General features: G+C 71.0%; 18 protein-coding genes and 1 pseudogene. 15 read left to right on the top strand and 4 right to left on the bottom strand.

Annotated features, from left to right (window positions below; translation table 11 throughout):
- Nucleotides 1–12: 12 nt before the first annotated feature.
- Complete coding sequence (gene fxsT, locus ABT085_RS00265) at nt 13–3,789, bottom strand: FxSxx-COOH system tetratricopeptide repeat protein (protein WP_351599877.1); 3,777 nt, start codon at nt 3,787–3,789, stop codon at nt 13–15.
- A gap of 196 nt (nt 3,790–3,985) precedes the next feature.
- Nucleotides 3,986–4,204 carry an FxSxx-COOH cyclophane-containing RiPP peptide gene (gene fxsA, locus ABT085_RS00260; RefSeq protein WP_351599876.1) on the bottom strand — a complete coding sequence of 73 codons (219 nt, stop codon included), beginning with the start codon at nt 4,202–4,204 and terminating at the stop codon, nt 3,986–3,988.
- 279 nt (nt 4,205–4,483) lie between these two features.
- Between fxsA and ABT085_RS00255 the strand changes: the two genes are divergently transcribed.
- Both ABT085_RS00255 and ABT085_RS00250 read left to right on the top strand, forming a co-directional pair.
- Entirely contained in the window at nt 4,484–5,758 is a 1,275-nt protein-coding gene (locus ABT085_RS00255) for an FxsB family cyclophane-forming radical SAM/SPASM peptide maturase (RefSeq protein ID WP_351599874.1), read from the top strand.
- Nucleotides 5,755–7,122, top strand: coding sequence for an aKG-HExxH-type peptide beta-hydroxylase (locus tag ABT085_RS00250; RefSeq protein WP_351599872.1), 1,368 nt, complete (start codon nt 5,755–5,757; stop codon nt 7,120–7,122). Before ABT085_RS00255 ends, ABT085_RS00250 begins: the two co-directional genes overlap by 4 nt.
- Nucleotides 7,123–7,188: 66 nt before the next feature.
- Here ABT085_RS00250 and ABT085_RS00245 read toward each other — a convergent pair whose 3' ends face one another.
- Both ABT085_RS00245 and ABT085_RS00240 read right to left on the bottom strand, forming a co-directional pair.
- Complete coding sequence (locus tag ABT085_RS00245) at nt 7,189–7,983, bottom strand: SGNH/GDSL hydrolase family protein (RefSeq protein WP_351599870.1); 795 nt, start codon at nt 7,981–7,983, stop codon at nt 7,189–7,191.
- Nucleotides 7,984–9,109: 1,126 nt separating this feature from the next.
- Nucleotides 9,110–9,349 (bottom strand): annotated as a pseudogene (locus tag ABT085_RS00240) (IS1380 family transposase); the annotation flags it as partial.
- 487 nt (nt 9,350–9,836) lie between these two features.
- Here ABT085_RS00240 and ABT085_RS00235 point away from each other — a divergent pair.
- The 13 genes from ABT085_RS00235 to ABT085_RS00175 all read left to right on the top strand — a co-directional run bounded on the left by ABT085_RS00235 (nt 9,837) and on the right by ABT085_RS00175 (nt 24,065).
- Nucleotides 9,837–9,965, top strand: coding sequence for a hypothetical protein (locus ABT085_RS00235; protein WP_351599868.1), 129 nt, complete (start codon nt 9,837–9,839; stop codon nt 9,963–9,965).
- Between the two features lie 1,054 nt (nt 9,966–11,019).
- Complete coding sequence (locus ABT085_RS00230) at nt 11,020–12,048, top strand: LacI family DNA-binding transcriptional regulator (RefSeq protein WP_351599866.1); 1,029 nt, start codon at nt 11,020–11,022, stop codon at nt 12,046–12,048.
- A 118-nt stretch (nt 12,049–12,166) separates the two neighbouring features.
- Entirely contained in the window at nt 12,167–13,444 is a 1,278-nt protein-coding gene (locus ABT085_RS00225) for an extracellular solute-binding protein (protein WP_351599864.1), read from the top strand.
- 9 nt (nt 13,445–13,453) lie between these two features.
- Nucleotides 13,454–14,416, top strand: a complete 963-nt coding sequence (locus ABT085_RS00220; protein WP_351599862.1) for a carbohydrate ABC transporter permease — start codon at nt 13,454–13,456, stop codon at nt 14,414–14,416.
- A gap of 1 nt (nt 14,417) precedes the next feature.
- On the top strand, nt 14,418–15,311 hold the full coding sequence (locus ABT085_RS00215; protein WP_351599860.1) for a carbohydrate ABC transporter permease: 894 nt from the start codon (nt 14,418–14,420) through the stop codon (nt 15,309–15,311).
- Between the two features lie 63 nt (nt 15,312–15,374).
- A complete protein-coding gene (locus tag ABT085_RS00210) occupies nt 15,375–16,391 on the top strand; it encodes a glycoside hydrolase family 130 protein (protein ID WP_351599935.1) in 1,017 nt (338 codons plus the stop codon).
- Complete coding sequence (locus ABT085_RS00205; protein WP_351599858.1) at nt 16,388–17,611, top strand: Gfo/Idh/MocA family protein; 1,224 nt, start codon at nt 16,388–16,390, stop codon at nt 17,609–17,611. The genes ABT085_RS00210 and ABT085_RS00205 overlap by 4 nt, the downstream gene beginning before the upstream one ends.
- On the top strand, nt 17,608–19,317 hold the full coding sequence (locus ABT085_RS00200) for a glycoside hydrolase family 13 protein (protein ID WP_502982570.1): 1,710 nt from the start codon (nt 17,608–17,610) through the stop codon (nt 19,315–19,317). The genes ABT085_RS00205 and ABT085_RS00200 overlap by 4 nt, the downstream gene beginning before the upstream one ends.
- Nucleotides 19,310–20,686 (top strand): phosphomannomutase/phosphoglucomutase, encoded by a 1,377-nt coding sequence (locus ABT085_RS00195; protein WP_351599854.1) that lies wholly within the window; start codon nt 19,310–19,312, stop codon nt 20,684–20,686. The genes ABT085_RS00200 and ABT085_RS00195 overlap by 8 nt, the downstream gene beginning before the upstream one ends.
- Before the next feature lie 208 nt (nt 20,687–20,894).
- The gene (locus tag ABT085_RS00190; protein WP_351599852.1) at nt 20,895–21,353 is read left to right on the top strand and encodes a hypothetical protein; all 459 of its coding nucleotides are present in this window, start codon (nt 20,895–20,897) and stop codon (nt 21,351–21,353) included.
- The gene (locus tag ABT085_RS00185; RefSeq protein WP_351599848.1) at nt 21,350–22,492 is read left to right on the top strand and encodes a phospholipase D-like domain-containing protein; all 1,143 of its coding nucleotides are present in this window, start codon (nt 21,350–21,352) and stop codon (nt 22,490–22,492) included. The genes ABT085_RS00190 and ABT085_RS00185 overlap by 4 nt, the downstream gene beginning before the upstream one ends.
- 103 nt (nt 22,493–22,595) lie before the next feature.
- The gene (locus ABT085_RS00180) at nt 22,596–23,141 is read left to right on the top strand and encodes a hypothetical protein (RefSeq protein ID WP_351599846.1); all 546 of its coding nucleotides are present in this window, start codon (nt 22,596–22,598) and stop codon (nt 23,139–23,141) included.
- Between the two features lie 93 nt (nt 23,142–23,234).
- On the top strand, nt 23,235–24,065 hold the full coding sequence (locus ABT085_RS00175) for a hypothetical protein (RefSeq protein ID WP_351599844.1): 831 nt from the start codon (nt 23,235–23,237) through the stop codon (nt 24,063–24,065).
- Nucleotides 24,066–24,527: the final 462 nt, after the last annotated feature.

Genomic DNA, 24,527 nt, shown 5'->3' with positions numbered 1-24,527 from the left:
TCCGATGGTGCACTACACGTCGGGCAGCTCCAGGTCGATGTCGTAACCCGACGGCGGTGCCGGCCGGGCGGATCCGGTCGCGGTGAGCCGGTCCAGGTGCTGGCTCACCCGGCGTCCGTCGGGGCGGTGCGCCACGCCGAGGTCGCGCAGCCGGGTCAGCGCGGCCCCGGCGAGCTCGGCCGCCTCGTCGGTGCGGCCGGCGGCGGCCAGCGTGGCGGCGAGGGAGTTCTCCGCGGCGGCGACCCAGGGGTGGGCCTGGCCCAGCTTGTGGCCGAGAAGGTTCAGGGCGCCGCGGCCCACCTCCTCGGCCAGCCGCGTCTCGCCCGTGGCGCGCAGATAGACGCCGTGGCGCACCTGGCACAGGGCGGTGTACGGGTGGCCCGCGCCGAACCGCCGGGCGAGGGTGTCCCCGCACTGCCGGGCCTGTGCCTCGGCCTCGTCCGCCTTGCCGAGGGCGTGCAGGTCGGCGGCGTAACTGAACTGGCAGCGCAGGGTGTCGAACCGGTCGGGGCCGAAGCGGCCGATGTAGATGCGCAGTGCCCGCTGGTCGCGCTCGTGGGCGAGTTCGTAGCCGTAGCGGGGATCCTTCACGGCGGGGAAGCCGTCGGCGAGCCGGCGCTCGCTGACGGCCAGACCCACCTCGGTGTTGAGCCGCCTGCCGTCCCAGACGTCGCCGTGGCGGCGCAGTCGCTGGCGCAGCAGGTCGTGCGCCTCGCCGGTGCGGCCGGCCGAGCGGTAGAGGTAGGCGAGCAGGTCGGCGCTCTCCCAGGCGATCTCGTCGTCCGTGCCGCCGACCGCCTGCCGGTAGCGGAAGCGTTCCTGGAGCCGGGTGAGGGCGCGGGCGACGCGTCCGGTCAGCGCCTCGGTGAGGGCCACGTTGTGCTCGACCTGGAGGGTGGCGGGATGTTTCCAGCCGAGCAGCAGCTCCAACTGCTCAAGCGCGGGGCGCAGTTGCAGCAGGGCGTCGTCGAACCGGCCGACGGCGCGCAGGGTCGCGGCGTAGGAGTCGGCGGACAGCAGGGTGCGGGGGTGGGTGGTGCCCAGCAGCCTGCGGTGTCCTGCGAGCGCCTCCTGGGCGAGGCGGCGGGAGGTGTCGTAGTCGCCGCGCAACCGGTGGGCGCGGGCGGTGAAGTTGAGCAGCCGCAGGTACTCGGGCGACTGTTCGTCGTCGTCGGCATGCCACCAGGCCCGGGCCAGCCCGGCGATCTCCAGGAGCCGGTCCAGGTCGGCGGACTCGGCGCGCCGGCTGAGCGCGCCGAGGTGGCGCAGCAGCGAGCGGCGCACCCGGGGCCGGGGGTCCTCCCACAGACGCAACGAGTACACCTCGCGGGCCCAGTCGGCGGGCAGTTCCTGGTTCTCCTGCGGGGCGTACTCGGCGAGGATGCCCCGCAGCACCGACTCGATGTGGCGCCGGTCGGCGTCGGCCATGCCGGCCCTGATCAGGTCGCGCAGTCCGTGGTGCTGGGCGAGGGGCTGTTCGGCGCGGTCGAAGTCGACGTCGAGCAGGCCGACCTGGGCGAGTGCCCACAGGGCGACGCTCACCATGTGTTCGTCGGGCAGCTGTACGTCGTCGGGGTGGCGGGTGCTCGGCGCGGTGACCGGCCGGTCGGCGTCGTCGTCGCGGGCCAGTTCGGACAGGATGCGGCGCGAGCGCAGCAGTTCCAGCCCCATGCCGCGGCCGGTGAGCAGGGACGCGGCGTCCAACAGCCAGCCGAGGGCGTCGCGTTCGGGGCTCTCGGCACGCCAGGCCGCGGCGCCCGGGGTGGCCTGCGCGACCCGCCGGGCGACCCGGACCATCACCGCGAGCGGGGCCACGCCCTCGCTGTGGCGCAGCAGTTCGGTCTTGCCGGCCCGGTACTCGGCCAGCACGTCGCCGACGGCGGCGCGCAGGGCGGCATCCGGGTTCATGTGGTCCTCGCGGCGGTGGGCCGCGACCCGCTCGGCCAGGCAGTGGGCCGCCAGCTGGAGGGCGTGCGGCACGAAGTCCACGACGCTGCCGAGCTGTCCGGCCTGCTGCTCGGTGATCTCCGGAACCCGGTCGGCAAGCAGCGCGCGGCTCTCGTCCGGGGTCATCGGGGGGATGGCCAGGGGGGTGAGGTGCGGAGGGCGGGGTTCGGGACCGGTGCGAGGGCGAGGGGTCGCCGCGGGCGGACCGACCGGGGTCTCCTGCGGCGGGTCGGCCGGGTGCTCGGCGGCCGGGGTCAGGGGCGGGGCCCCGGTGCCCGGCTCGGGTGGCCGCCGGCTGGTGATCAGGACATGCCCGCGCTCGTGCGGTACGGGCAGCAGTCCGTGCAGGGAGGCGGGGTCGGTGACACCGTCGTAGACGAGCAGCCAGCTGCCCAGGTCGTCGTCGGGGCGCGACAGCCGGGTCAGCAGCCGGGAGACACCGGCGTCGTCGCCGCCGGTGGCGAGCCGTTCCTCGGGGCCGCCCAGGCGGACGGCCAGCCGTGCGAGACCGCGCTCGACGCGCTGCCGTTCCCAGGAGCGCACCCACCACACCACGTCGTAGCCGGCACCGTAGCGGTGGCACAGCTCGTGCGCGGCATCGCTCTTGCCCCAGCCGCTGGGCCCGTGCAGCACCAGGCAGGACCCGTCGCGGCCGGCGTCGCGCAGCGACTCGTCGATCCGGGCGAGCAGTTCGCCGCGGTCGACGAGGCCGACGCCGCGCGGGGCGACGTTGGTGGTCTCCGGCAGGCGCGGGAAACGGGCCGCGGCGCGGGGGACGGCGTACTCGGCGGCATCGAGTCCGAGACCGGTGAAGAGCAGCCGCAGCGCCTCGTCCTCGGTGGTGCCGCGCAGGTCGATCCGCTCGTGGTGGGCGGCCTCGGCGTGCGGGAACGGCTCGTCCACCAGCACGATGCGGACGTCCGTGTGGGAGAGCGCCCCGATCTGGGCGAGGAGCGTGTCGTCGGCGTCGTCGGGGGACACGAACAGCAGGGCGCCGCCGGGGTCGGGGCGTTCACCCGTGTAGGTGTCGGCGCGCCGCAGTTCGGTGCGCACCCCCTGCGCGGCGAGCCGGTCGCGCAGCCAGGCCGCCCAGGGCGCGTGCCGGGTGGAGTGCACGACGGTGACATCGGTCAGCCGCGCGGTGCGGCGGTCGCGCAGCCAGTCGGCGAGCCGCTCGTAGTAGGGGCGCAGCCCGGTGACGGTCCCGGCGTCCTCGGCCTCGACGGCGAGGCTGCGGCTGTCCTGGTACATCGGGTTGTACGGGATCTCCAGGAAGGGGATGTCGCCGCCGCCCAGGGTGCGGGCGATCGGGCCGAACTTGCGGCGCACCCGCTCGCGTGCGTTGCGCAGCCGGTCGTGGACGGCGACGTCGCTCTTGAGGCCGAGGGTGAGCAGCCGTGCGGCGCCGCCGTCGGACCGGCGCACCGTCAGGACCTCGGCGAGGGCGGCGGCTCCGTCGATGGACCAGGCGGTCATCGCGAAGCAGACGACGAGTGCGTCGGCGTACGCGGCCGGCCGGGTCGCCTCCACCGCCTCCGGTGTGTCGGGGACCGGTGCCTCGATCAGGACATGGTCGTAGGACACGGCGACGGGGTCGGCGGCGAGGGCCGCGAGCGCGCGGCCGCCGACCGTGACCGTGCGGACCTCGCCCGGTTCGGGCGGGGGCAGCGGGACGGCGGGACCGTCGGCGGTGCGGCGGCCGTTGACGAGCAGGACGCTGCGGTTGGCCTCGGCGAGGATGTCGGCGGCGTTGCGCAGGGTGGTGCTCAGACCGAGGTTCTCCGAGGTCGCGAGGAAGACGGCGAAAGGACCTGGGCGGTCGAGGGGGTTGACGTCTGACATGACCTCTCCGCTCGGCGCGGCGCTACAGGGACGACGACAGGTGGGGCGGATACGGCGGGTGCGGCCGGTGCGACGGCGGACGCGACGGCAGGGGCGGTGACCGGGGCGGTGACCGAAGCGGACAGAACCAACCGGAAATGCCAACAAAACGGACACGCGTGGAGGTCAGTATAGGGCTGCTCCGCGCACCGGGCGGTTATGCGCTTTCTTGGTGCCCGGTGACGAACGGATCGCCCTCCGCGCAGCCCGCGTACACCCGGCGCACCACCGCGCCGAGCACGGAGTCCGGCAGGGCGGCGAGGTCGTCGGGCGCGAGCGCGGCCAGGTCCAGAACGGCGGACTCCACGTCGGGCACCGGCTCGGCGCCCCCGCCGGCCCGGGCCTCACCGGGGGTGACGCCTTCGGCTGCTGCCATGGTGTCCACTCCATGAGGTCTCGTGGACCGCCGGAACGGCCCGCCGGGCGCCGGCAGGTCCGGCAGGCTACGGGAATGCCGTTTCAGCGTAACGCCGAGGCCCGCTCCGGCGGCAGCGGCCGGAGCGCACCGGACGAGGACAACTGACCTCCGCAGGAGCCCTGTTGACTAATTCGTGATGTTGACGCTGACCGCACCGCGAACGAATACTGGTCGAACAGAGTGCGCCGCCGACCGTGCCGGGCCTGGTCCGCTGCGTACGCCTTCGGGGGGAAGCGGATGAGTCGACCGCCACTGCTCCATGCCGAGCCGCCCTGGCCGAGGGACGCCGACGTGGCGGCCTCGCGGGCCGCGGGCTGGGTGCCGCACCCGTTCCACTCCTTCGTCCTGAAGGTGCACAGCCGCTGCGATCTCGCCTGCGACTACTGCTACATGTACCGCTCCCACGACCAGAGTTGGCGCGCCCAGCCGCGCAGCATGACCCCGGCGACACTGGCCCGCACCGCCGAACGCATCGCCGCCCACCTGTCCGCGCACGGCACGACGGAGGCGGGTGTGGTGCTGCACGGCGGCGAGCCACTGCTCGTCGGGGACGCCGAACTCGCCCGTATCGTACGAGTGTTGCGCGAGACGCTCGGCGAGGGAATACGCCTGCACCTGTCGTTGCAGACGAACGGGGTACGGCTCACCCGGCAACGCCTGGACCTGTGCGGTGAGTTGGGACTGCGCATCGGGGTGAGCACCGACGGCGGACGGGCCGCGCACGACCGGCACCGGCGGGGCGCGGACGGCCGGGGCAGCCACGGCCGGGTGCGGACGGCGCTGCGCCTGCTCTCCGAGGACACCTACCGCCCGCTGTTCGCCGCACTGTTGTGCACGATCGACCTGCGCAACGACCCGGTGCGCACCTACGAGGACCTCCTCGCCCACCGGCCGCCGGCCGTCGACTTCCTTCTCCCGCTGGGCAACTGGCACACTCCGCCACCGGGCCTGGACCCCACCGGGCGGCGCACCCCGTACGCGGACTGGCTGTGGGCCGTCTTCGAGCGCTGGTACGGTGCCCCGGCCCAGGAGACCCGGGTGCGGCTCCTGGACGACCTGCTCGCGCTGCTGCTCGGCGCCACCCCGCAGACGGAGACGCTCGGCCTGTCCCCCGTGCGCTACGCGGTGGTGGAGACGGACGGCTCCCTCGCCCAGGACGACGCCCTGCGCACCGCGTACGAGGGCGCCACCCGCACCGGGCTCGACGTCCGCGACCACTCCTTCGACGACCTCCTGCGCCATCCGGGCGTCGCGGCGCGCCAGTGGGGGGCCGCCGGTCTGTGCGCCCGGTGCCGGGCCTGCCCGCTGCACCGCGTGTGCGGCGGCGGCCACTACGCGACGCGTTACCGGCGCGACACCGGATTCGCCAACCCGAGCGTGTACTGCGCCGAACTCACCGAACTGATCGGCCGCGTGAGACACCGCCTGCAAACCGACCTGACGGCCACCGGCACCTCGGACGCATCGGGTGCGTCGGGCACCTCGGACGCGTCGGGCGCGGGAGCGGCATGACGCCGTCTCCGCACCGGATGCCGGGCGCGCTGTTCGACGCGGTCGCCGCGGGCGCCGGCGGGGCCGAGGCCCTGCGGTTCCTGGCCCGCGCCGAGCACAGCCGCCGCCTTGCCTGCGCGTACGCCGTCACGGCCGCGGCCCGGGAGACCGGGGGCCAGGTGGCCGAGGAGGCAGCACGCGCCTGGGAGTTGCTCGCCGCCGCCACCCGCGCCGACCCCGCGGCGACGGCGGCCGTACTGACCCATCCGGCGGCGGGGCCCGCCCTGTTCGGGCTGCTCGCCCGACTGACCGGACGGCGGGAGCAGGACCGGCCGGCTCTCCGGGCGCCGCTGGGCCGGTACACGGCGCTGGCCGCGGCCGCGACGGTACGCGCGGGGCTGGCGGCGCGGGTGGAGTGGCCGGTGGAGGGGGCCTGGGTGGCCCTGCCGTCGCTCGGCCGGGCCCACTTCCCGGCCGCCCGCCGAGGAGGGCAGGCCGTGCTGCGCGTCGACACGTCCGGCCGGGCCCTGCTCTCCCTGACCGGCCGGTCCCCCGGCGACCCTCCGGTGCCGGTACCGGCGTCCCCGTACCGCAGCGAAGGCCGCTGGCACGGCGCGTACCTGCTGGAGACCCTGGCCCCGGGTACCCCGCTGCTGCTGGACGTCCTGGACCAGCCCGGCTTCCCGAACGCGGTGCGCCGCCCCGACGACCTGGAAGCAGACGAGATCCACCACTGGGTGACGGCGGCCCGGGAGGCCTGCGGACTGCTCCGGGCGGACCATCCGGACCTGTACGAGGAACTGGCCGCGGGTCCACGCCAGTTGGTGCCCTTGACCGGCACCGGCCAGGGTACCGTCAGCGGCAGCAGCGCGGAGACGTTCGGGTGTGTGGCGATGTCCCGGCCGACGACGGCGACGGGATTCGCGGCGACGATGACGCACGAGATGCAGCACAACAAGTTCTCCGCCCTGCTGCACCTGTTCGACCTGCTGGAGCCCGGCCCGGAACGCTTCTACGCCCCCTGGCGCCCCGACCCGCGCCCCCTGCTCGGCCTGTTCCACGGGGCCTACGCCCATCTGGGCGTGGCCTGCTTCTGGGCCCGGCGGGGCGAGACGGAACCCGACCCGGGGCTGCGCACGGAGGCCCATGTGCAGTTCGCGCGCTGGCGGTCGGCGGCCCGGGAGGCGACGCTGGTGGCCCTGGGCTCGGGCCGGCTCACCCCGCTGGGGCGGCGCGTCGCCGACCGTATGCTCCACACCCTGGACGGCCTGTGCCGTCTGCCGGTCCCCGCCGCCGCCCGCCACCGCGCCGAGGCGACGGCCCGCGCGCACCACGCCGCCTGGCGGGAGCGGAACGGGAACCCGGAGCGGACACTGTCGGCCTGAACCGTACGGAGCGGGGGAACGGCAGATGCCGGGGAGGCGGGCCGGGACGGCCCGCCTCTGCGGAGGTCAGCTGTTGGCGTTGAGGACGGGGTAGTAGCCGCTGGAGTGACCGGTGGCGGTGGGGTGGTAGGACTCCCAGCTCGGCGAGACCACCAGGGAGTGCAGATAGTCGTCGCCGGAGCACAGCTCATGGTTGTTGAAGGTGCCGCGCACGTCGCCGAAGACGAAACCGTGCGCTGCGGCACGGGCGGCGATGACGCTGTCGATGACGTCGGAGGCCTCGTCGATCTTGCGGTGCTTGGTGTCGCTGAGACCGACGCAGAAGACGTTGAGCGTATACATGTGCGGGTAGCCGAGAACGACCACCTTGGCGTTGGGGGCCTTGGCGCGGATGGCGTTGTAGGTGGCGTCCAGGCGGGCGGGGAGGGTGTTCTGCGCGTAGCTCTCGGCCTGGGCGACCCGGTTGACGCAGGTACTGTCCGAACCGGTCACGCAGGTGGTCATGACGTCGGCGAAGCCCGCGTCATTGCCGCCGATGGTGAGGGAGACGAGGCCCGTGGCGGAGTTCAGCGGGCCGAGCTGATTGTTCGTCACGTCCGTGGTGACCGCACCTGAGCAGGAGGTGTCGGCGAAGGAGGACGGCGCGTGGGCGTTCTTCCACAGATAGGGGTAGGCGCTGAGGCTGCGGTGGCAGTCTCCGCTCGAACTGTCGTAGTTGCCTGCGCCGTTGCCGGCCGAGTAGGAGTCGCCCAGTGCGACATAGGCCGGTCCGGCAGCTTGTGCCGGACCGGTCAGCACCAGGCTGAACATGATCGCGAGGGCGAGTGTAGCCAGGACGGAAAGCGATCTGACGCGTCTCACGAGACCTCCCTGAGCGGGAAAGCTGGCCTTCATTTGGTACAGCAGGCAACCAACTCAGGGAAGTGTCCATGACAAAACTAGTTGCTTCGTTAACATCACGTTTCACGCCACGCGGAGGAGGGCAGCCACCTCGGCACGCTGGGGGTGCGGCCGCGGCGGCGGATGCGCGTGGCGCGAAAGCCACGCAAACGCATCGAGGACCGCGGCCGTCAGGCCGAGGTCCTCGCTGGTGTGTCCTTCTTACGAGTACGAGTGGGACGTTCACGAGATCCTTCGACCAGCCGCAACAGGGCTAATCGATGTCGAGGTTCCCGCGGGCCGCAAGATCACTCCCCGAGAGCATGCACACGCAACTATCGACGGGATGCGCTTACGCACCTGAGGTAGCCCGTCGTAGGCGGATCCTGGAGGTGAACCGATGAGCGCGGCACGGCACGCCCGGTTCGTCTCTCCCGTCACATTGCGCATGAATGGGTCGAACGCGGGGATCGGCAAGCCCTGCGCGAGGCGCTCCTCCTGAGGTTCACAGTCGATCTCCCGTTCCTGGAGAAGGTCGCCATACCCGTCGCGAGGAACCTGGGACCTGCTCTGGCCGGAGTTGATCCGGCGACTGTTCGCGGACGCCACTTAAGACTCTTTGCATCGCAGGCATATGCCGCGTCCGCCGGGGGCATCGGACGGCGGCGTCCACGCGGCCGGCAGAACCAGAGGGGAATGGTGGTGTCGGACACCATGTCACGGGATGCCGGATGGAACGGGGGATCGACCGGAAGGCCATCGACTGTCTTCGCGCGGGCCGTCACTGCCCGCACCCAGGGCCATTTCGCGAAGGCCGTCAGGCAACTGCGGTCGCTGGAACGCGATGCCGATACCCGCTAGGCGGTGATCGACGCCCGTCTCGCCACCTTGCGTGGCGCACGCGCAACTCGTGCCGGGAACTGGACGGATTGCTGCGACTGGTACATACGATCGCCGGCACTTCCTGGAACAAGGCCCGGCGACTCAAGTCACCTGCTCCCTGCATCCACGAGAACTGCACCGAGCACGTCAGCAACGCGTTTGGTCAGTGCGCCCGTCGGTTCTGCCCGGCACACGGCGCCGAAGGCGTCCTGCGTCCGGCGTCCGGCGTCCACACCCTCTTCGGGATCTTCAGCACTGCCTGGTGGACGGCGTCGGTGATGGTCATGCCGACGGAACACGACAGCCACCGGCCTGGTCTCGACAGCCAGCCGAGGAAGGCGTGAGTGCCGCCGGCGGAGTCGGTGCGGACCCGCGTCCGGCCTCCCCGCCGCAGGTGTTCGGGCAGTCGGGCCAGGGCGAGTTGGGTGGTGGTGGCGTGATCGCCACCCGGCCGAACACGTCGGGCTCGGCCCGCAGCACGGCAAGGTCCCGGCGAAGTCCTTGCTGGTGTCAGCAGCCGGCTTGGAGCCCGAACCTCTTCAACCCGGCACACGCCACGGCGACATGGCTCGGCAGCCGGAGGGGTCGGTGGCAGCCTCCACACCAGCATGTGTCCAGAACCGGATGGCATCCTGGCCGTCCAGTTGGGATCGCCGTCCGGATCGGCGGACCGCGCCGCCCCGGACGACGCCGACAGCACCGGCCGGTGAGTGGAGACGTGTTGACCCTTGTTCGCGGCGGCCCCAGCGCTCTGGTGGCGGCGTGATGCCTTCCGGGCTGCCGTCCGGACAGGCGCGGAAACCCGTCTCGCCTCAGTCGCAGCGGAAGATGACGCGGTGACCGTGCCGGGATTGCCGGCCGGGGAAAAGGCCGGACAGCATGGCAGTGACCGCACTGAGCGCGTGTATTCGGTGTACGGCACAGATCGGATACGCAGTATTGCGTTGATCTCCGTGACAGGTCTCGAACGGACGGTCAACTGCTTCAAGAACTCCCGGGCCGTCACCACCTGTCACAGCAAACCGGCCTGCGTGCACGCCCCGGCCGCACGCACGGCGCCCCGCCACGTCTCCGCACCGTGATCAACGGACTGAGACGCGTGCCGCAGGTGGGCGGTCGACGACGAACCGAAGCTTGCGGCGGAGTTGCTCCGCTTCCCCCGTGAAGGGCGTCGCGAGGACGCTCCGGACTCCGGGTCAGGGCGGACGCCCAGGTCGCGGATGCCGGCCTCGGGCGGAATTACCTGCAGAATCATGTCCGCCGACTGCGCGATTCGGTCGGTCGCAGGTCGAGAGTGGTCGGCATACGGGCGACGCATCCGCCCCTTGGGGCGGCGGCGATCGTGGGAGTGGGGTGCTGCTCCGTCGCGGCGGTACTGGCAGCGGTGGTGGTGGAAAAGCCGGCGGCGACGGTGACAGCAAAGCGGGTGCGGCGGCGTCCGTTTCGCCCAGATTCTACCGGGCGAAACGGCTTGAAAGGCGTGCAGCGCGCCTTGCGTCACAAACACCATCCGACCCCGCCTCCAGGCCGCGGCGGGCAGGTCGGCGACGCCGGCCGATCCAGCGGTTCCAAGATTCCGCAATTCACTAGCGTCGAAAGCGAGTTGCATTACCCGTCACTGCTCCCACCGCCGCGTCCCCTCCTGCGGAATACGGCCCGATCACCCTCCGCCTTTCACTGGCCTGCCGCCTTTCCCATGCCATTCGGAGGCGGTGAGCCTTTTGGCGTGAGGTCCGTGCGATTTCGGATGCCCGGACGGGTGGCGGTTCGCACGACAGCGGCGAGGCACCGGCGCCCAAATGGGCGCGGCGCCGAGGGAGGCGTCCTGGGTATCGGCGGCCGTCGGTGACCGGAGTCGACAGTATCACACAGTTTCGTACCATACACACCAAAAGAGACAATAATCCCTGGCGCTTGACTTGAACGGGGAATGGAGTCGAAGCTACGAACCGTCATTTAAACCGGTTCAAGTCCCCGGCTGTCTCTTCGCCACCCCTGGCACTGAGACCTGGCTCACACCTGTTCCCGGTCCTTGGGACAGCGCCGTCCAGGCGCGGCCGCGAGGCATCCGGGCGGCGGAGGCGAACCCGGCAGAAGTCGTAAGTGCTCCCGAGTGGCAGAGACTGGAGTTCGCACATGGCCCGTCGTCCTACGATCGCGGATGTGGCGCAGTTGGCCGGGGTGTCTCGCGCGACGGTTTCCTTCGTCCTCAACAATCGCCCCGGTGTGGCGCTCGCCACTCAGCAGCGCGTCCGGTCGGCGGCCGAGGAACTGGGGTGGACCCCGAGCCGCAGCGCGCGGGCACTGTCCACGGGCCGAGCCCGTGCCGTTGGCCTCGTCCTCACCCGCGAACCCGAACTGATCGGCACCGATCCGTTCTACCCGGCGTTCATGGCGGGCATCGAGGCAGTGATCTCCGAGACCGGCGACGGTCTGATGCTGCAGATGAGCCGCCCCGGCGACGAAGTGGAGACCTACCGCAGGCTCGCGGCCGACCGGAGGGTCGACGGCGTCTTCCTCACCGACCTCCGCCAGGACGATCCACGGCCTGCACTGGTCACGGAGCTCGGTCTGCCCGCAGTCGCCGTGGGCGCGGTCGAAGCGGACACCGACCTGCCGACGGTGAACCTGGACGACCGTCCCGCCGTCCGCAGCGCCGTGCGCCACCTGATCGAGCTGGGCCATCGCGACATCGCCCATGTGGCCGGGCCCGAGGACTTCGTGCACGCACGACGCCGCCGCCAGGCATGGGCAGACGCGCTCTCCGAGGCGGGCCTGCCCTCCGGGACGTCACTGCCCGGAGGGTTCACCGCCGAGGGAGGGGCACAGGCGACCCGGGCGCTGCTGGCCCGAAGCAGCCCTCCCACCGCCATCGTGTACGGCAACGACTTGTCGGCCACGGCCGGTATGGCGGTCGCCCAGGAAGCGGGCCTGCGGCTGCCCGAGGACCTCTCGGTGGTCGGCTTCGACGATGTCCCCTTGGCGTCCTGGACCAGCCCTCCACTGACGACCTGCCGCGCCAACCCGGCCTCCTGGGGCCGGGCCGCCGCCCAGGCGCTGGTGGAGATCATCGAGCAAGGCACCACAGCTGACGTCGAACTGGCCCCGGCCACGCTGGTGATACGCGGCTCGACCGGCCCCGCCCCCGTCCGCGGGGGTCGCTGACCGCCGGTGGCGGCGGTCCCAAGACTCTCTTTCCCTCTTCTCCAGGAAGGCGGCCCGCGACAGCTCAGCGACGTCGTATCCGCCGACCGATTTCACCCAGTAAGGAACGGTACCTCCAATGAAGAAGGCCCTCCTCGTCATGCTGCCGGTGGCCGCCCTGACGCTGTCCGCGTGCGGCAGCGGCGGCGGATCGGGCTCCGGTAGCGCCAGCAACGACGCCCGTGGTCCCATCACGGTCTGGTACTCCAACAACGCGCAGGAAGTCGCGTGGGGCAAGAGCATGGTGGCGGACTGGAACGCCACCCACCCCAAGGAGAAGGTGACCGCGCAGGAGATTCCCGCCGGCAAGAGCTCCGAAGAGGTCATCGGCGCGGCGATCACCGCCGGTAACGCGCCGTGCCTGGTCCTCAACACCGCTCCGGCGGCCGTGCCCGGCTTCCAGAAGCAGGGTGGCCTGGTCGCGCTGGACGACTTCCCCGACGGAAAGCAGTACCTGCAGTCCCGTGTCGGCGACCGGCTCAGCCAGTACGCGTCCCCGGACGGCAAGTACTACCAGATGCCGTGGAAGAGCAACCCGGTGATGATCTTCTACAACAAGGAACTCTTCAAGAAGGCCGGGCTGGACGCGGAACACCCCAAGCTGGCGAGCTACCAGGACTTCCTGAACACCTCGCGCAAGCTGGTCAAGAGCGGGGTGGCCAAGGCTGCCATCTGGCCCGCGCCGACGTCCGAGTTCTACCAGTCCTGGTTCGACTTCTACCCGCTGTTCGCCGCGCAGACCGGTAAGCAGCTCGTCGAGAGCGGCAAGGCCCAGTTCGCCTCGCCCGAGGGCGTCAACGCCGCCGAACTCTGGAAGACCATGTACGCCGAGGGCCTGGCTCCCAAGGAGAGTTTCAACGGCGACTCCTTCGCCGAGGGCAAGGCCGCGATGGCCACCGTCGGTCCCTGGGCGGTCTCCGTCTACGGCGACAAGGTCAAGTGGGGCGCCGTACCGGTGCCGACCGCCGACGGTACCGCCGGCAAGGGCACCTTCAGCGACGAGAAGTCCATCGGCATGTACACCTCCTGCAAGAACCGGGCGACCGCCTGGGACGTCATGAAGTTCGCCACCGGCAAGGAGCAGGACGGCAAGCTCCTGGAGGCGACCGGCCAGATGCCGATGCGTACGGACCTGACGTCCGCCTACCCGTCCTACTTCGCGTCCCACAAGGACTACGAGGCCTTCGCGCAGCAGGCCGAGCACACCATCGAAGCGCCGAACGTGCCGAACTCGGTCGAGATCTGGCAGACCTTCCGTGACGCCTACACCAAGGCCGTCATCTTCGGCAAGGGCGACCTCTCCGCCACCCTGAAGAGCGCCGCCGGCAAGGTCGACAAGCTGGCCGAGGGCCAGTGATCCGCGGCCATGTCCTCTACGCACTCTGACACCCGCGGCCCCGCGCGCGGCAAGCGCGGGGCCGGGAGGAGCACAACGGCGCGGAGACAGCTCTGGCGGCTGCGGCTCGGCGGACACCAGCCCATCGGCATGCTCTTCGTCTCGCCGTACCTGCTCTACCTGGCCGCGATCTTCGTGTATCCGCTCGGCTTCGCCGTGTGGATGTCCTTCCACCAGTACTTCTTCACCGCCCCCGGTGTAAAGGTCGACCGGCCCTTCGTGGGGCTGGACAACTACACCGCGGTCCTCACCGATCCCGACGTGTGGCGGTCGTTCCTCAACATCGCCGTCTTCCTCGTCATCAACGTGCCGCTGACGGTGGTCGCCTCGTTGGTTCTCGCCAGCGCGCTCAACCAGAAGCTGCGGTACCGCTCCTTCTTCCGGACGGCGTACTACATCCCCTACGTCACGGCCAGTGTCGCGGTCGTGGGCGTGTGGATCTTCCTGTTCAACTCCGACGGCCTGGTGAACCAGGCCCTCGGGCCGCTCGCACCGGATCCCTCGTGGCTGGTGAACTCGCATCTGGCAATGCCGACCGTCGCGGTCTTCGTGGCCTGGAAGCAGCTGGGCTTCTTCGTGGTGCTGTATCTGTCGGCGCTGCAGAACGTGCCTCAGGAGCTGTACGAGTCGGCGGCCATCGACGGAGCGGGAAAGCTCCGAGTGTTCCGGTCGATCACGATTCCCGCGGTGCGACCCGCCACGCTCCTGGTCCTGATCCTGGCCACCGTCACGGGAGCCAACCTGTTCACCGAGCCCTACCTGCTCACCAGCGGTGGCGGACCCGACGGCGCGACGACCTCACCCGTGCTGCTGATGTACCAGCGAGGTCTGCAGCAGGGGCACCCCGATCAGGCCGCCGCCATCGGCGTGATCCTCGTCGTGCTGATCACCGCCATATCACTCGTCTACCGCCGCTTCTTGGAGAGGGACTGAGATGAACACCCACGTCACAGCCTCGTCCGAGCCGAAGCACCGACGCACGTCTCACGCCACGGGACCGGCGTCGAGGTCGGTCTGGTCGAGGATCGCGCTGCTCATCGGGGCGTTCGCCTTCCTCTTCCCCTTCTACTACATGATCATCGGCTCCTTGCAGAAAGAGCCCGACTCCAGCCCGGCCGGCGCGTTTCCGAATCCGGGGAATCTGAGCCTGCACAACTACGCCGCGATCAACTCGGCGATCTCGCTCGGGCGTTCGCTCATCAATTCCGGGATCTTCACCGGTGGTGTCATCATCTGCACCACGGTCTTCGGACTCCTCGCCGGATACGCGCTGGCGCGTCTGCAGTTCCGGGGCCGCAGCTCCACCTTCGCCCTGGTGCTGCTGGTCCAGGTCGTCCCGTTCCAACTCCTGATGATCCCGCTGTATGTGCTGATCGTCCGCAACTACGGTCTGGCCGACTCGTATGTGGGCATGATCCTGCCGTTCGCGATCAACACCAGCGCCGTGTTCATCTTCCGCCAGTTCTTCCTGCAGCTGCCGCCGGCCATGTTCGAGGCGGCCCGCATGGACGGGGCCTCGGAGCTGCAGATCCTGTTCCGCATCGCGGTGCCACTGTGCAGGCCCGCCCTCGTCTCGGTGGTGCTGCTCAGCTTCACCGGGCCCTGGAACGAGTTCCTCTGGCCGTTCCTGGTCACCAAGCGGCAGGACATGCAGCCGCTGGCCGTCTCCCTGGCCAACTACATCAGCACCGTCTCCTCGGCCGCCGCCAACCCGTTCGGCGCCATCCTCGCCGGGGCGTGCGTGCTGGCAGCACCCGCGGTGGCGCTCTACATCGCCTTCCAGCGCCGCTTCACCTCCACCGACATCGATTCCGCCACGAAGGGCTGAACCCCTGTGAACCACAGCACCACCACCCCCATCCCCTACCGCCTCACCCGGGTAGGCGTCGTCATGTCCCCGCTTCCCGGCGAGGCCAACGAGGTCGAGGGTGTACTCAACCCCGCCTCCGGCCGCACCCCCGACGGCAGGCTCCACCTGCTGCCACGCCTGGTCGCGGAGGGCAACGTCTCCCGCGTCGGGCTCGCCGAGGTGACGGTCGAGAACGGCGTGCCCACCGGCGTCGAACGCCGCGGCGTCGTCCTCGCCCCCGACGCGGGCTGGGAGCGCGGCAAGAACAACGCCGGCGTGGAAGACCCCCGCACCACCTGGGTCGAGGACCTGGGCCGGCACGTGATGTCCTACGTGGCCTACGGCCCGCTCGGCCCCAAGCCGGCCCTCGCCGTCTCCGAGGACCTGGTGAACTGGGAGCGTCTCGGCCCGATCCAGTTCGAGTACCAGCCCGACCTGGACACCGACCTCAACCTCTTCCCCAACAAGGACGTCGTGCACTTCCCCGAGCCCGTGCCGGGCCCGGGCGGCGAGATGTACTTCGCCATGCTGCACCGCCCGATGTGGGACCTGGGCTGGTTCCGCCCCGGCGAGGGCGTGCACCTGCCCGCCGGCGTGACCGACGAGCGCCCCGGCATCTGGATCTCCTACGTCCCCGTCGACGAGGTCAAGCAGGACCTCCGCGCCCTGACCCGGCCGCGCCACCACCGCCTGGTCGCGCTCTCCGAGCACCCCTGGGAGGAGCTCAAGATCGGCGCCGGCCCGGCCCCGATCCGCGTCGAAGAGGGCTGGCTGCTCATCCACCACGGTGTCTCCGGCACCATCGAGGACCCCTTCGCCCAGGTACAGACGGTCCACTACGCGGCCGGTGCGATGATCCTCGACCCCGCCGACCCGGCCAAGGTCCTCGCCCGCACCGCCGAGCCGCTCATGGCCCCGGAGACTGAGGAAGAGCGCTCCGGCACCGTGCCGAACGTCGTCTTCCCGACCGCCATCGAGGAGGTCGACGGCGTGCGCTACGTCTTCTACGGCATGGCCGACGCGCACATCGGCGTGGCCCGCCTGGACCGGGCTGAATGATCGCCATACCCGACGCGGAATTCGGGCTGGCCCTGATCGGCTGCGGCGGCTTCGGCGCCTACGTGCTGGACGCGGTGCGCGACATCCCCGGACTGCGGGTCGTCGCGTGCGCCGACCCCGACCGTGACCGCGCCCACGCCCTTGCCGAACGGCACGGCGCGGCGGTCTGCACGACCGTCGAGGAGGCGGTGGCGCTCCCGGGCGTCGACGTGGTGGTCCTGGCCACCCCGCCGGCCGCCCACGCGGATGCGGCCGTGACCGCGCTGCGCGCGGGCAAGCACGTCTTCTGCGAGAAGCCGATCGCCGTCACCCTCGAGGACGCCGCGCGCGTCGCGAAGGAGTCGGACCGTGCGCCCGGCGTGTTCGTCGTCGACCATGTGCTGCGCTACAACCCGATCCTGCGGCTGCTCCAGCGGCTCGGCGCGGAAGGGCTGCTGGACCCGCTGCGGCGGTTCGCCTTCGAGAACGACGCCTCCGACGAGGATCTCGGCCCGGACCACTGGTTCTGGGACCCGGCGCACAGCGGCGGCATCCACATCGAGCACGGCGTGCACTTCTTCGACGCCGCGAGCGCCCTGATGGGCAGCGACCCGGTCGAGGTCCAGGGCACCGCGGTGCGGCGACCCGGCGGCCCCGTGGACATCGTGGTGGCCACCGCCACCCATCCCGGCGGAGCCGTGGCGACCCACACCCACTCCTTCACCCACGCCCACCGCGCCGAGCGGCAATTGATGCGCCTGGACTACGGCTTCGCCGAAGCCCGCGTCACCGGCTGGATCCCCACCTGCGCGACCCTCACCGCGTGGACCGACGAGGCGGGCGCCGCCCGCTGGGAGCGGTTGCCCGAACGGGCCGGTGAGCTCCTCGCGGTCCCCGGCCTGCGCCCGCGCGGGCAGGAGCGGATCACGGTGTCGGTGACCCGCGGTGCCGGCTCGGACCGTCCGGCCTCCGGCCGCGGGGTCAGGCGCGTCGCCCCGCACCGGGTCGACTGCGTGATCGATCTGGGCGGCGAGGCGCGCAAGCAGTACGTCTACGCCGAGAGCGTGCGGGCGGCCATGTCCGACCTCCTGCATGTCGCGGCGCACGGCGGCACCCCGGTGGCCGATGCCTCCGCCGGACTGGCCGCCGTTGCGGTGGCGGAGGCGGCGACCCGGTCGGCGGAGATCGGTCGCAGGCTGCCCGTCACCATCCCGTCGCCCTCGACCACAGGAGAAGGATGACCATGTCCGGAACTCCGGACGACGTCAGCAGCGTCCCGAGCCCAGCCGTCGCCGGGCACGGGACGGACGGTTCCGGCGAACCGGACAGCGCCGTCCCATGGTGGCGGGACACCGTCTGCTACGAGATCTACCCCCGCTCCTTCGCCGACAATGACGGGGACGGCATCGGGGACCTGCCCGGTGCCACGGCGCGACTGGAGCATCTGCGGGAACTGGGCGTCGACGCGGTGTGGATCACCCCGTTCTACCCCTCGGCGCTGGCCGACGGCGGCTACGACATCATCGACCACACCGCGGTGGCGCCCGACCTCGGAACGCAGGCCGACTTCGATGCCCTGGTGCAGCGGGCCCATGCCCTGGGCGTCAAGGTCCTGGTGGACCTGGTCCCCAACCACACCTCCGATCAGCACCCCTGGTTCCGTGAGGCGGTCGCCGCCAGGCCCGGCTCACGGGCGAGGGAGCGCTACATCTTCCGGCCGGGCCGCGGCGAGAACGGCGAGCTGCCCCCCAACGACTGGCAGTCCGCGTTCGGCGGCACTGCCTGGGCCAGGGTGCGGGAGTCGGACGGCAGCCCCGGCGAGTGGTACCTGCACCTGCACGCCCCGCAGCAGCCGGATCTGAACTGGCGCGACCACGAGGTCGTCGCCGACTTCGAGCGGATCCTCAAGCACTGGCTGGACCGCGGCGTCGACGGCTTCCGCGTCGATGTCGCCCACACCCTGTTCAAGGCGCAGGGTCTGCCCGACGCCGGCGCGGGCCAGCACCAGGACGTCCACCGCAACCACCTGATGCCCTACTACGACCAGGAGGAACTGCACCCCCTGTTTCGCAAGTGGCGTGCGCTGCTGGACAGCCACCCCGCGCCCGCCGGCGCGGTGCCCCCGGGCGAACGGGTGATGGTGGCCGAGGCCGGCATCTTCGACCGTGAGCGGCTGGCCCGCTACGTCAGCCCCGGCGAGATGCAGCAGACCTTCAACTTCGCTTTCCTGGAGTCACGTTGGGACGGGGCGGCGATGCGGGACGTGGTCGAGCAGTCCGTGGCCGGCATGCAGGCGGTGGGCGCCCCGGTCACCTGGGTGCTCTCCAGTCATGACGCGGTCCGGCCGGTCACCCGCTACGGCGGCGGCCAGGCCGGTGAGCGCCGGGCCCGGGCCGCGGCGTTGCTGATGCTCGCGCTGCCCGGCGCGGCCTACGTCTACCAGGGCGAGGAACTCGGCCTTCCGCAGGTCGAGCTCGCCGACGACCGGCTGCGCGACCCGCTGTGGGAGCGCTCCGGACACCAGGACCGCGGCCGGGACGGATGCCGGGTGCCACTGCCCTGGGAGGGCGACGCCGCCCCGTACGGCTTCAGCACCGCCGCCCCGGAAGACTGCTGGTTCCCCCAACCCACCGACTGGGCCGGGCTGTCCGCCATGGCGCAGGAGGAGGACGGGGGCTCCATGCTGACGCTGTACCGAAGGGCGCTGCGGCTGCGGCGCGACCACCCGGCCTCGGACGCGGCACTGAAACTGGACGGTCCCGACAGCGGCGAATGGTTCGGCTTCGAACGCGGGTCCGGCCTGCGGTGCGTGGTCAACTTCGGCGCGCAGCCGCTCCCACTGGACGACGACGCCGACGTGCTGCTGTCCAGCGCACCGCTCGACGGCCGCAGCATCCCGCAGGACACGGCCGTATGGATGACCCTCAAGGAGTACGACAGTGAATGACAGGCCCAGCGTTGACCTCTCCGGCCTGGTGAAGGCCTACGACATCCGTGGCACCGTTCCCGATCAGCTCGACGAGGACCTCGCCCGGCTGTTCGGCGCCGCCTTCGTCGAGACGACCGGCGCGGACGCGATCGTGACCGGGCACGACATGCGCCCCAGCTCCCCGGGGCTGGCACGCGCCTTCGCGGAGGGCGCGGCCGAGCGCGGCGCCGACGTGACCGAGATCGGCCTGTGCTCCACCGACGGGCTGTATTTCGCCAGCGGCAGACTGCGGCGTCCCGGCGCGATGTTCACCGCCAGCCACAACCCCGCCCGGTACAACGGCATCAAGATGTGCCGAGCGGGCGCGGCACCGGTCGGCCAGGACACCGGGCTACGGGAGATCCGCGCACTCGCGGAGCGTTGGTCCGCCGGTGGGGGGCTGCCCGCGACCGAGCGCGCGCCGGGTTCCCTCACCCAGCGGGACATGCTCGGGGACTATGCCGCCCATCTCCTGGGACTGGTGGACCTCTCCGCCATCCGCCCGCTGAAGATCGTGGTGGACGCGGGCAACGGCATGGGCGGTCTCACCACCCGCGCGGTCTTCCGTGACCTTCCTGTCGAGGTCGTCCCGATGTACTTCGAGCTGGACGGCACCTTCCCCAACCACGAGGCCAACCCGCTGGACCCGAAGAACATCGTCGATCTGCGGCGCAGGGTGCGGGAGACCGGGGCCGATCTGGGCCTGGCCTTCGACGGTGACGCGGACCGCTGTTTCGTCGTCGACGAGCGGGGCGAAGCCGTCTCGCCGTCCGCCGTCACCGCCCTGATCGCGGCCCGCCTGCTGACCGACCACCCGGGAAGCACGGTCATCCACAACCTGATCACCTCGCGCGCCGTGCCCGACGTGGTGCGCGAGCATGGGGGCACCCCGGTCCGTACCCGCGTTGGACACTCCTTCATCAAGGCCGAAATGGCGCGTACCGACGCGGTGTTCGGCGGCGAGCACTCGGCGCACTACTACTTCCGCGACTTCTGGTTCGCCGACTCCGGCATGCTGGCGGCCCTGCATGTGATCGCCGCTCTCGGCGGCCGGCGCAGACCGCTGTCCGCGCTGGTCGGTCAGTACCAGCGATACGCGGCGTCCGGCGAGATCAACAGCGTCGTCCGCGACCAGCGACGCGCGCTCGCCATGGTCCGTGAGACCTTCGCCGGCCGGGACGGAGCGGTCGCCGACGAACTCGACGGACTGACGATCAGCGCCGCCGACTGGTGGTTCAATCTGCGGCCCTCCAACACTGAGCCACTGCTGCGGCTCAACGTGGAGGCCCTGAGTGCGGACACCGTGGCCCGGCTGCGCGACGAGGTGCTGGCGATCGTCCGCGCCTGAGGACACGCTCGCCTCCACGAGGAGGGTGCGCGCGCTCGAACGGGCACTCCGGCCCGGCCGGCGATCACCCCGGAACGATCGTTGGTCGGGCTGTCGCGCCTGCGGATGAGTCACCGGGCCAAAGACACGGAAGTCCTCACTCCGCGTAGTCCGTCGTACCACCCCCGTACAGAGACTCTGCCTGTGCCTCGCGGCCCGCACCGGCAACGTGCGCCGGAGAATCCATGCCCGATCACTCCTTCAGGGTGCGCTGCGGTCCCGAGAGGGTCATCTGCCCGGCGGCGTTCGGGCCGTCTTCCTGGGCCGTCAGCGGCGCTGGGCCGAGTTCCTCGACCCGACGTGGGTCGACGGCCTCATCGACGACTACGCCGACCGGCCGGTCCGCGACCTGGCCGCCCGGCTGGTGGACGACATGCTCGCCCAGTCCCGCAGAGTCGCCCTCGCGAAGCTGCGCACCGACCCCGCGACCGGCGGGCTGAAGATCGTCTCCCGTCTGCACCTCCGCAACGAGCGCTATTTCAAGACCGGTGACGAAGGAGACTCCGACATCGGCACCCGCATCCCCCAACTGGGCTCCCTGGCAGAGCAGCTGGGGCTCTTCGCCGTCCGCGACAGCTGCCACACCGTCACCGCGGAGGGACGGCGAATCCTGGAGACAAACCCATGAGCGCGGCACAGCACACACGGTTCGCATCCCCCGTCACGCTGCTGAGGGAGTGGAGCGAACGCAGCGATCAGCAGGCGCTGCGCGAAGCGCTCTTCCTGGGTTTCACAGTGGATCTTCCCTTTCTGGAGAAGGTGGCCGTACCCGTCACCCGTGGTCTGGGCGCCCGCACCGCGGTGACCGGGGACGCGGCCCGAGTGCTGTACGACCCGGTCGACGTGCGCTTGGCCGGCCGCAGCTATCTGCACGGCCTGGCCTCCTGCCGACGGGCGTTCCATCCCAAGGTCGTCCTCCTGATCGGAGAACACGCCTGCCGGCTCGCAGTGGGTTCGGGGAACCCGACGCTGTCCGGCTGGGGTGCCAACGACGAACTGTGGACGGTGGTGGAGACCGAGGACGACGACTCCCACGCCCTCCTGGCCGACCTCGCCGACTGGTTGCACGCACTGCCCTCCGCCGTGGAACTGGCCCCCTGGTCGGCGAGTCATCTGACGGAACTGGCCGCTCTTCTGGCCGAACGGCATGTCAACGCCCCCGCCGCACCGGAACCCGGGGCCCTCAGCGGGCTGGTCGGCCGTCTGACACCCCGCCGCACCGTCCTCGGGCTCCAGCCTCGCTGGTCCAGCTACGACGCCGGAGCGATCAAGAGAGCACTCGGCGGCTTCGACGCGCAGATCCGTTTTCTCGAGGAGACTCGGATGCGGCACGGCAAGTTTGTCGAATGGCAGGCCGGCGGCCGCCGATACGCTCTCACCGGGAGCCCGAACCTCACCCGCGCCGCGCTGTGCACCAGCACCCGGGACGGTGGCAACTGCGAGCTCGCCGTACTCGCCGCCGACACCGCACCGCTGCTTCCCGAACAGGGGCGCGTCACCTCACTCGCGACCCTGACGGGCCGCGCCGTCCGGCCCTTCGAGTTCAGCGGTCACACGCTCGTTCTGCTGGGCGCGAACACGGACAGCGAAGGCCTGCACGTCTCTCTGGCGTACCCCCACCCTGCCCGTGGTGATCAGTACGTCTCCCTACGGTTCATCTGGTTCCTGAACCCGGGCCGGAACCGTTCCGGCGGGGTCGCCGGCCTGTTCCTTCCCACTGCCGGAGGTTCCTGGGGCGGCGGTTCGCGCCACGTGCGCCCGTCCTGACGGCACCACCGCCGAATCCGCTGTCGTCTTCGTCTGCACCCCCGTACATTGCGCACGGCGCCACAGTGCCGACAACGGTCCCCGGCTGAGATACGACTACACGGTGCAGACCCTGTTCGCCGACGAGCGTGCCGCACGCCGTTTCGAAACCGACCTGCTGCGCCTGCGCGAGCTCACCGCCGGAACGTCCGCTCCTCGGGTGGGCCCGGCGGGAGTCGCGACAGCCGGCTCAGTGACATCGAGCGGCGTCGACCGCTGGGACGCCTACCTCGCCGACTGCCGCCGGATGATCGGTGCGCCGATGACGAATCCGGCGTTCGGTACCTCGCCGCTCGACCTGCCGCAGGCACCCTCGTCGCGGTGGATCGTGTCGGCGGTCACCCTTGGCCTGCGGGAGGAGGACGACGAGCACGAGGACGAGACGGCGAAGGCGGACCTTCCCACCACGAGCGAGCCGCCCGCCCCGTACGTCGCGCCAGAGCAGCGTGCCCGTTGTCGCGCCTGGGCCATGCGCTGGGTCGGGGCACTCGCGAGCCCTGACGGTTCAGCCGCAGCACCGGTTCCGGTGCGGTTGCTCGTGGCCAACCTGTACGTCCAGCTCCTGGCCGCCGGAGTCTGGGACGAGCAGGACCAGAGCTGGCGCGACTGACTCAGCCGCCTCCTCGAAGCACTCGGTTCCGAAGACCCGCCGAGCGAGGCGGACCACGATGCTCCGCCGGAGACCCGGCGACGGCTGGACGCGGTGGCGGCCGTGGTGATGACACTGCTTGCCCAGGACGCCACTTTCACCGGCGGCGGCGAACAGGACGTACTGGCCGCCCGCGCCTGGCACGGCAGCAAGGCGACGATCGCGCGTGCCGAGCCCGCCGAGGCGGAGGACCTGATGATCCCGCCGGAGCGGGCGCTCGCCCGCGTCGCGCCCTGGAGCGAGGTGGACAGACTCGTCACTCTGGCACAGGAGGACGACCCCTACGCGGAGGTGATCGAGGGGCTCACCGCGGCAGGATGGTCGGTCACGTGCGAGGACGGCCTCTGGAAGATCACTGGCGCCTTCGGCAATCCGCTTCCGGTCGTGGCCAAGGCCGCCGAACGACTCGGACGGCACCACAGCGACGGCGTGCTCGTAAGGGCCCGCAGCAAGAACCGCTGGGCCTTCCTGGCATGGGCGGACCCCTACCTGGTCCTGCTGAATCCCCCGGCACGCGTCTGGTTCACCTACCAGGTACGCCCCCTGCCACACCGGAATCACGGTTCAGCGGCGGCGACCTTTCCGCGGTACCCGGCCGCGTCGGTTCTCCGACCCCGCTGCAGAAGGGCCCGCCGGAGGCTCTCAGGAAGATTCTCGCCGAAGCGGGCCTTCCCTGCCCGGAGTTGGTCAGTCGCTTGTTCACACTCGACACGTGACGGGGAAGGAAAGCGATCTGCGCCGCGACGCCACCGGTCACGGCCCGTCGAGCGCTTGAGCTCCCTTGAATCACCTCGTCCCACGGTCGCGCCGCTGCTCAGGGCGGGCGAGCGCGATGATGGTGGGAACCTGTCCCGGGGCGGGGAGCTGTCCGCTCCGAGTACTTGACAGCGCGCCAGTCCGTGCCGGGACCACAGCGCGGCCGTCCACGCACAGAGCAGCGCGTCGATGAGGTCCTCAGAACCGGCCACTGATGTGAAGCGGACCTCTTCCCTGCCGATCAGCCGGGGCCGGTGGCCAAGTGGCGGCAGAAATACCCCTGTTCACCCCTCTGCGGCAGGAAGCCCGGTCCGGACTGCACAGTCAGAACGAGGGCGGCAACGGCAACCTCAAGAAGTCCGCCCTCGACAGCATCGACGATCCCCAGCTCCGCCTGCCGCACGGACGCGTCGCACAGACCCTGCTCACTGCCGTCGTCATCTTCGTGGCGAACCTCAGAGCCATCCGACGGTTCCTCGCGACCAGGGCATCCAGCCTCGCACAGCCGGTACGCAGGGCGCCGCGACCCAACCCGGTGAGCCCTGCGACACGCCCCGGGCGCGGCCGCTTCCGACCGAGGAGGTCGAACCT

This window comes from Streptomyces sp. NPDC002265 (assembly GCF_040296125.1).
In the GTDB taxonomy this organism is placed as follows: Bacteria; Actinomycetota; Actinomycetes; order Streptomycetales; family Streptomycetaceae; genus Streptomyces.
This window is presented reverse-complemented; position numbering and strand designations above follow the sequence as displayed.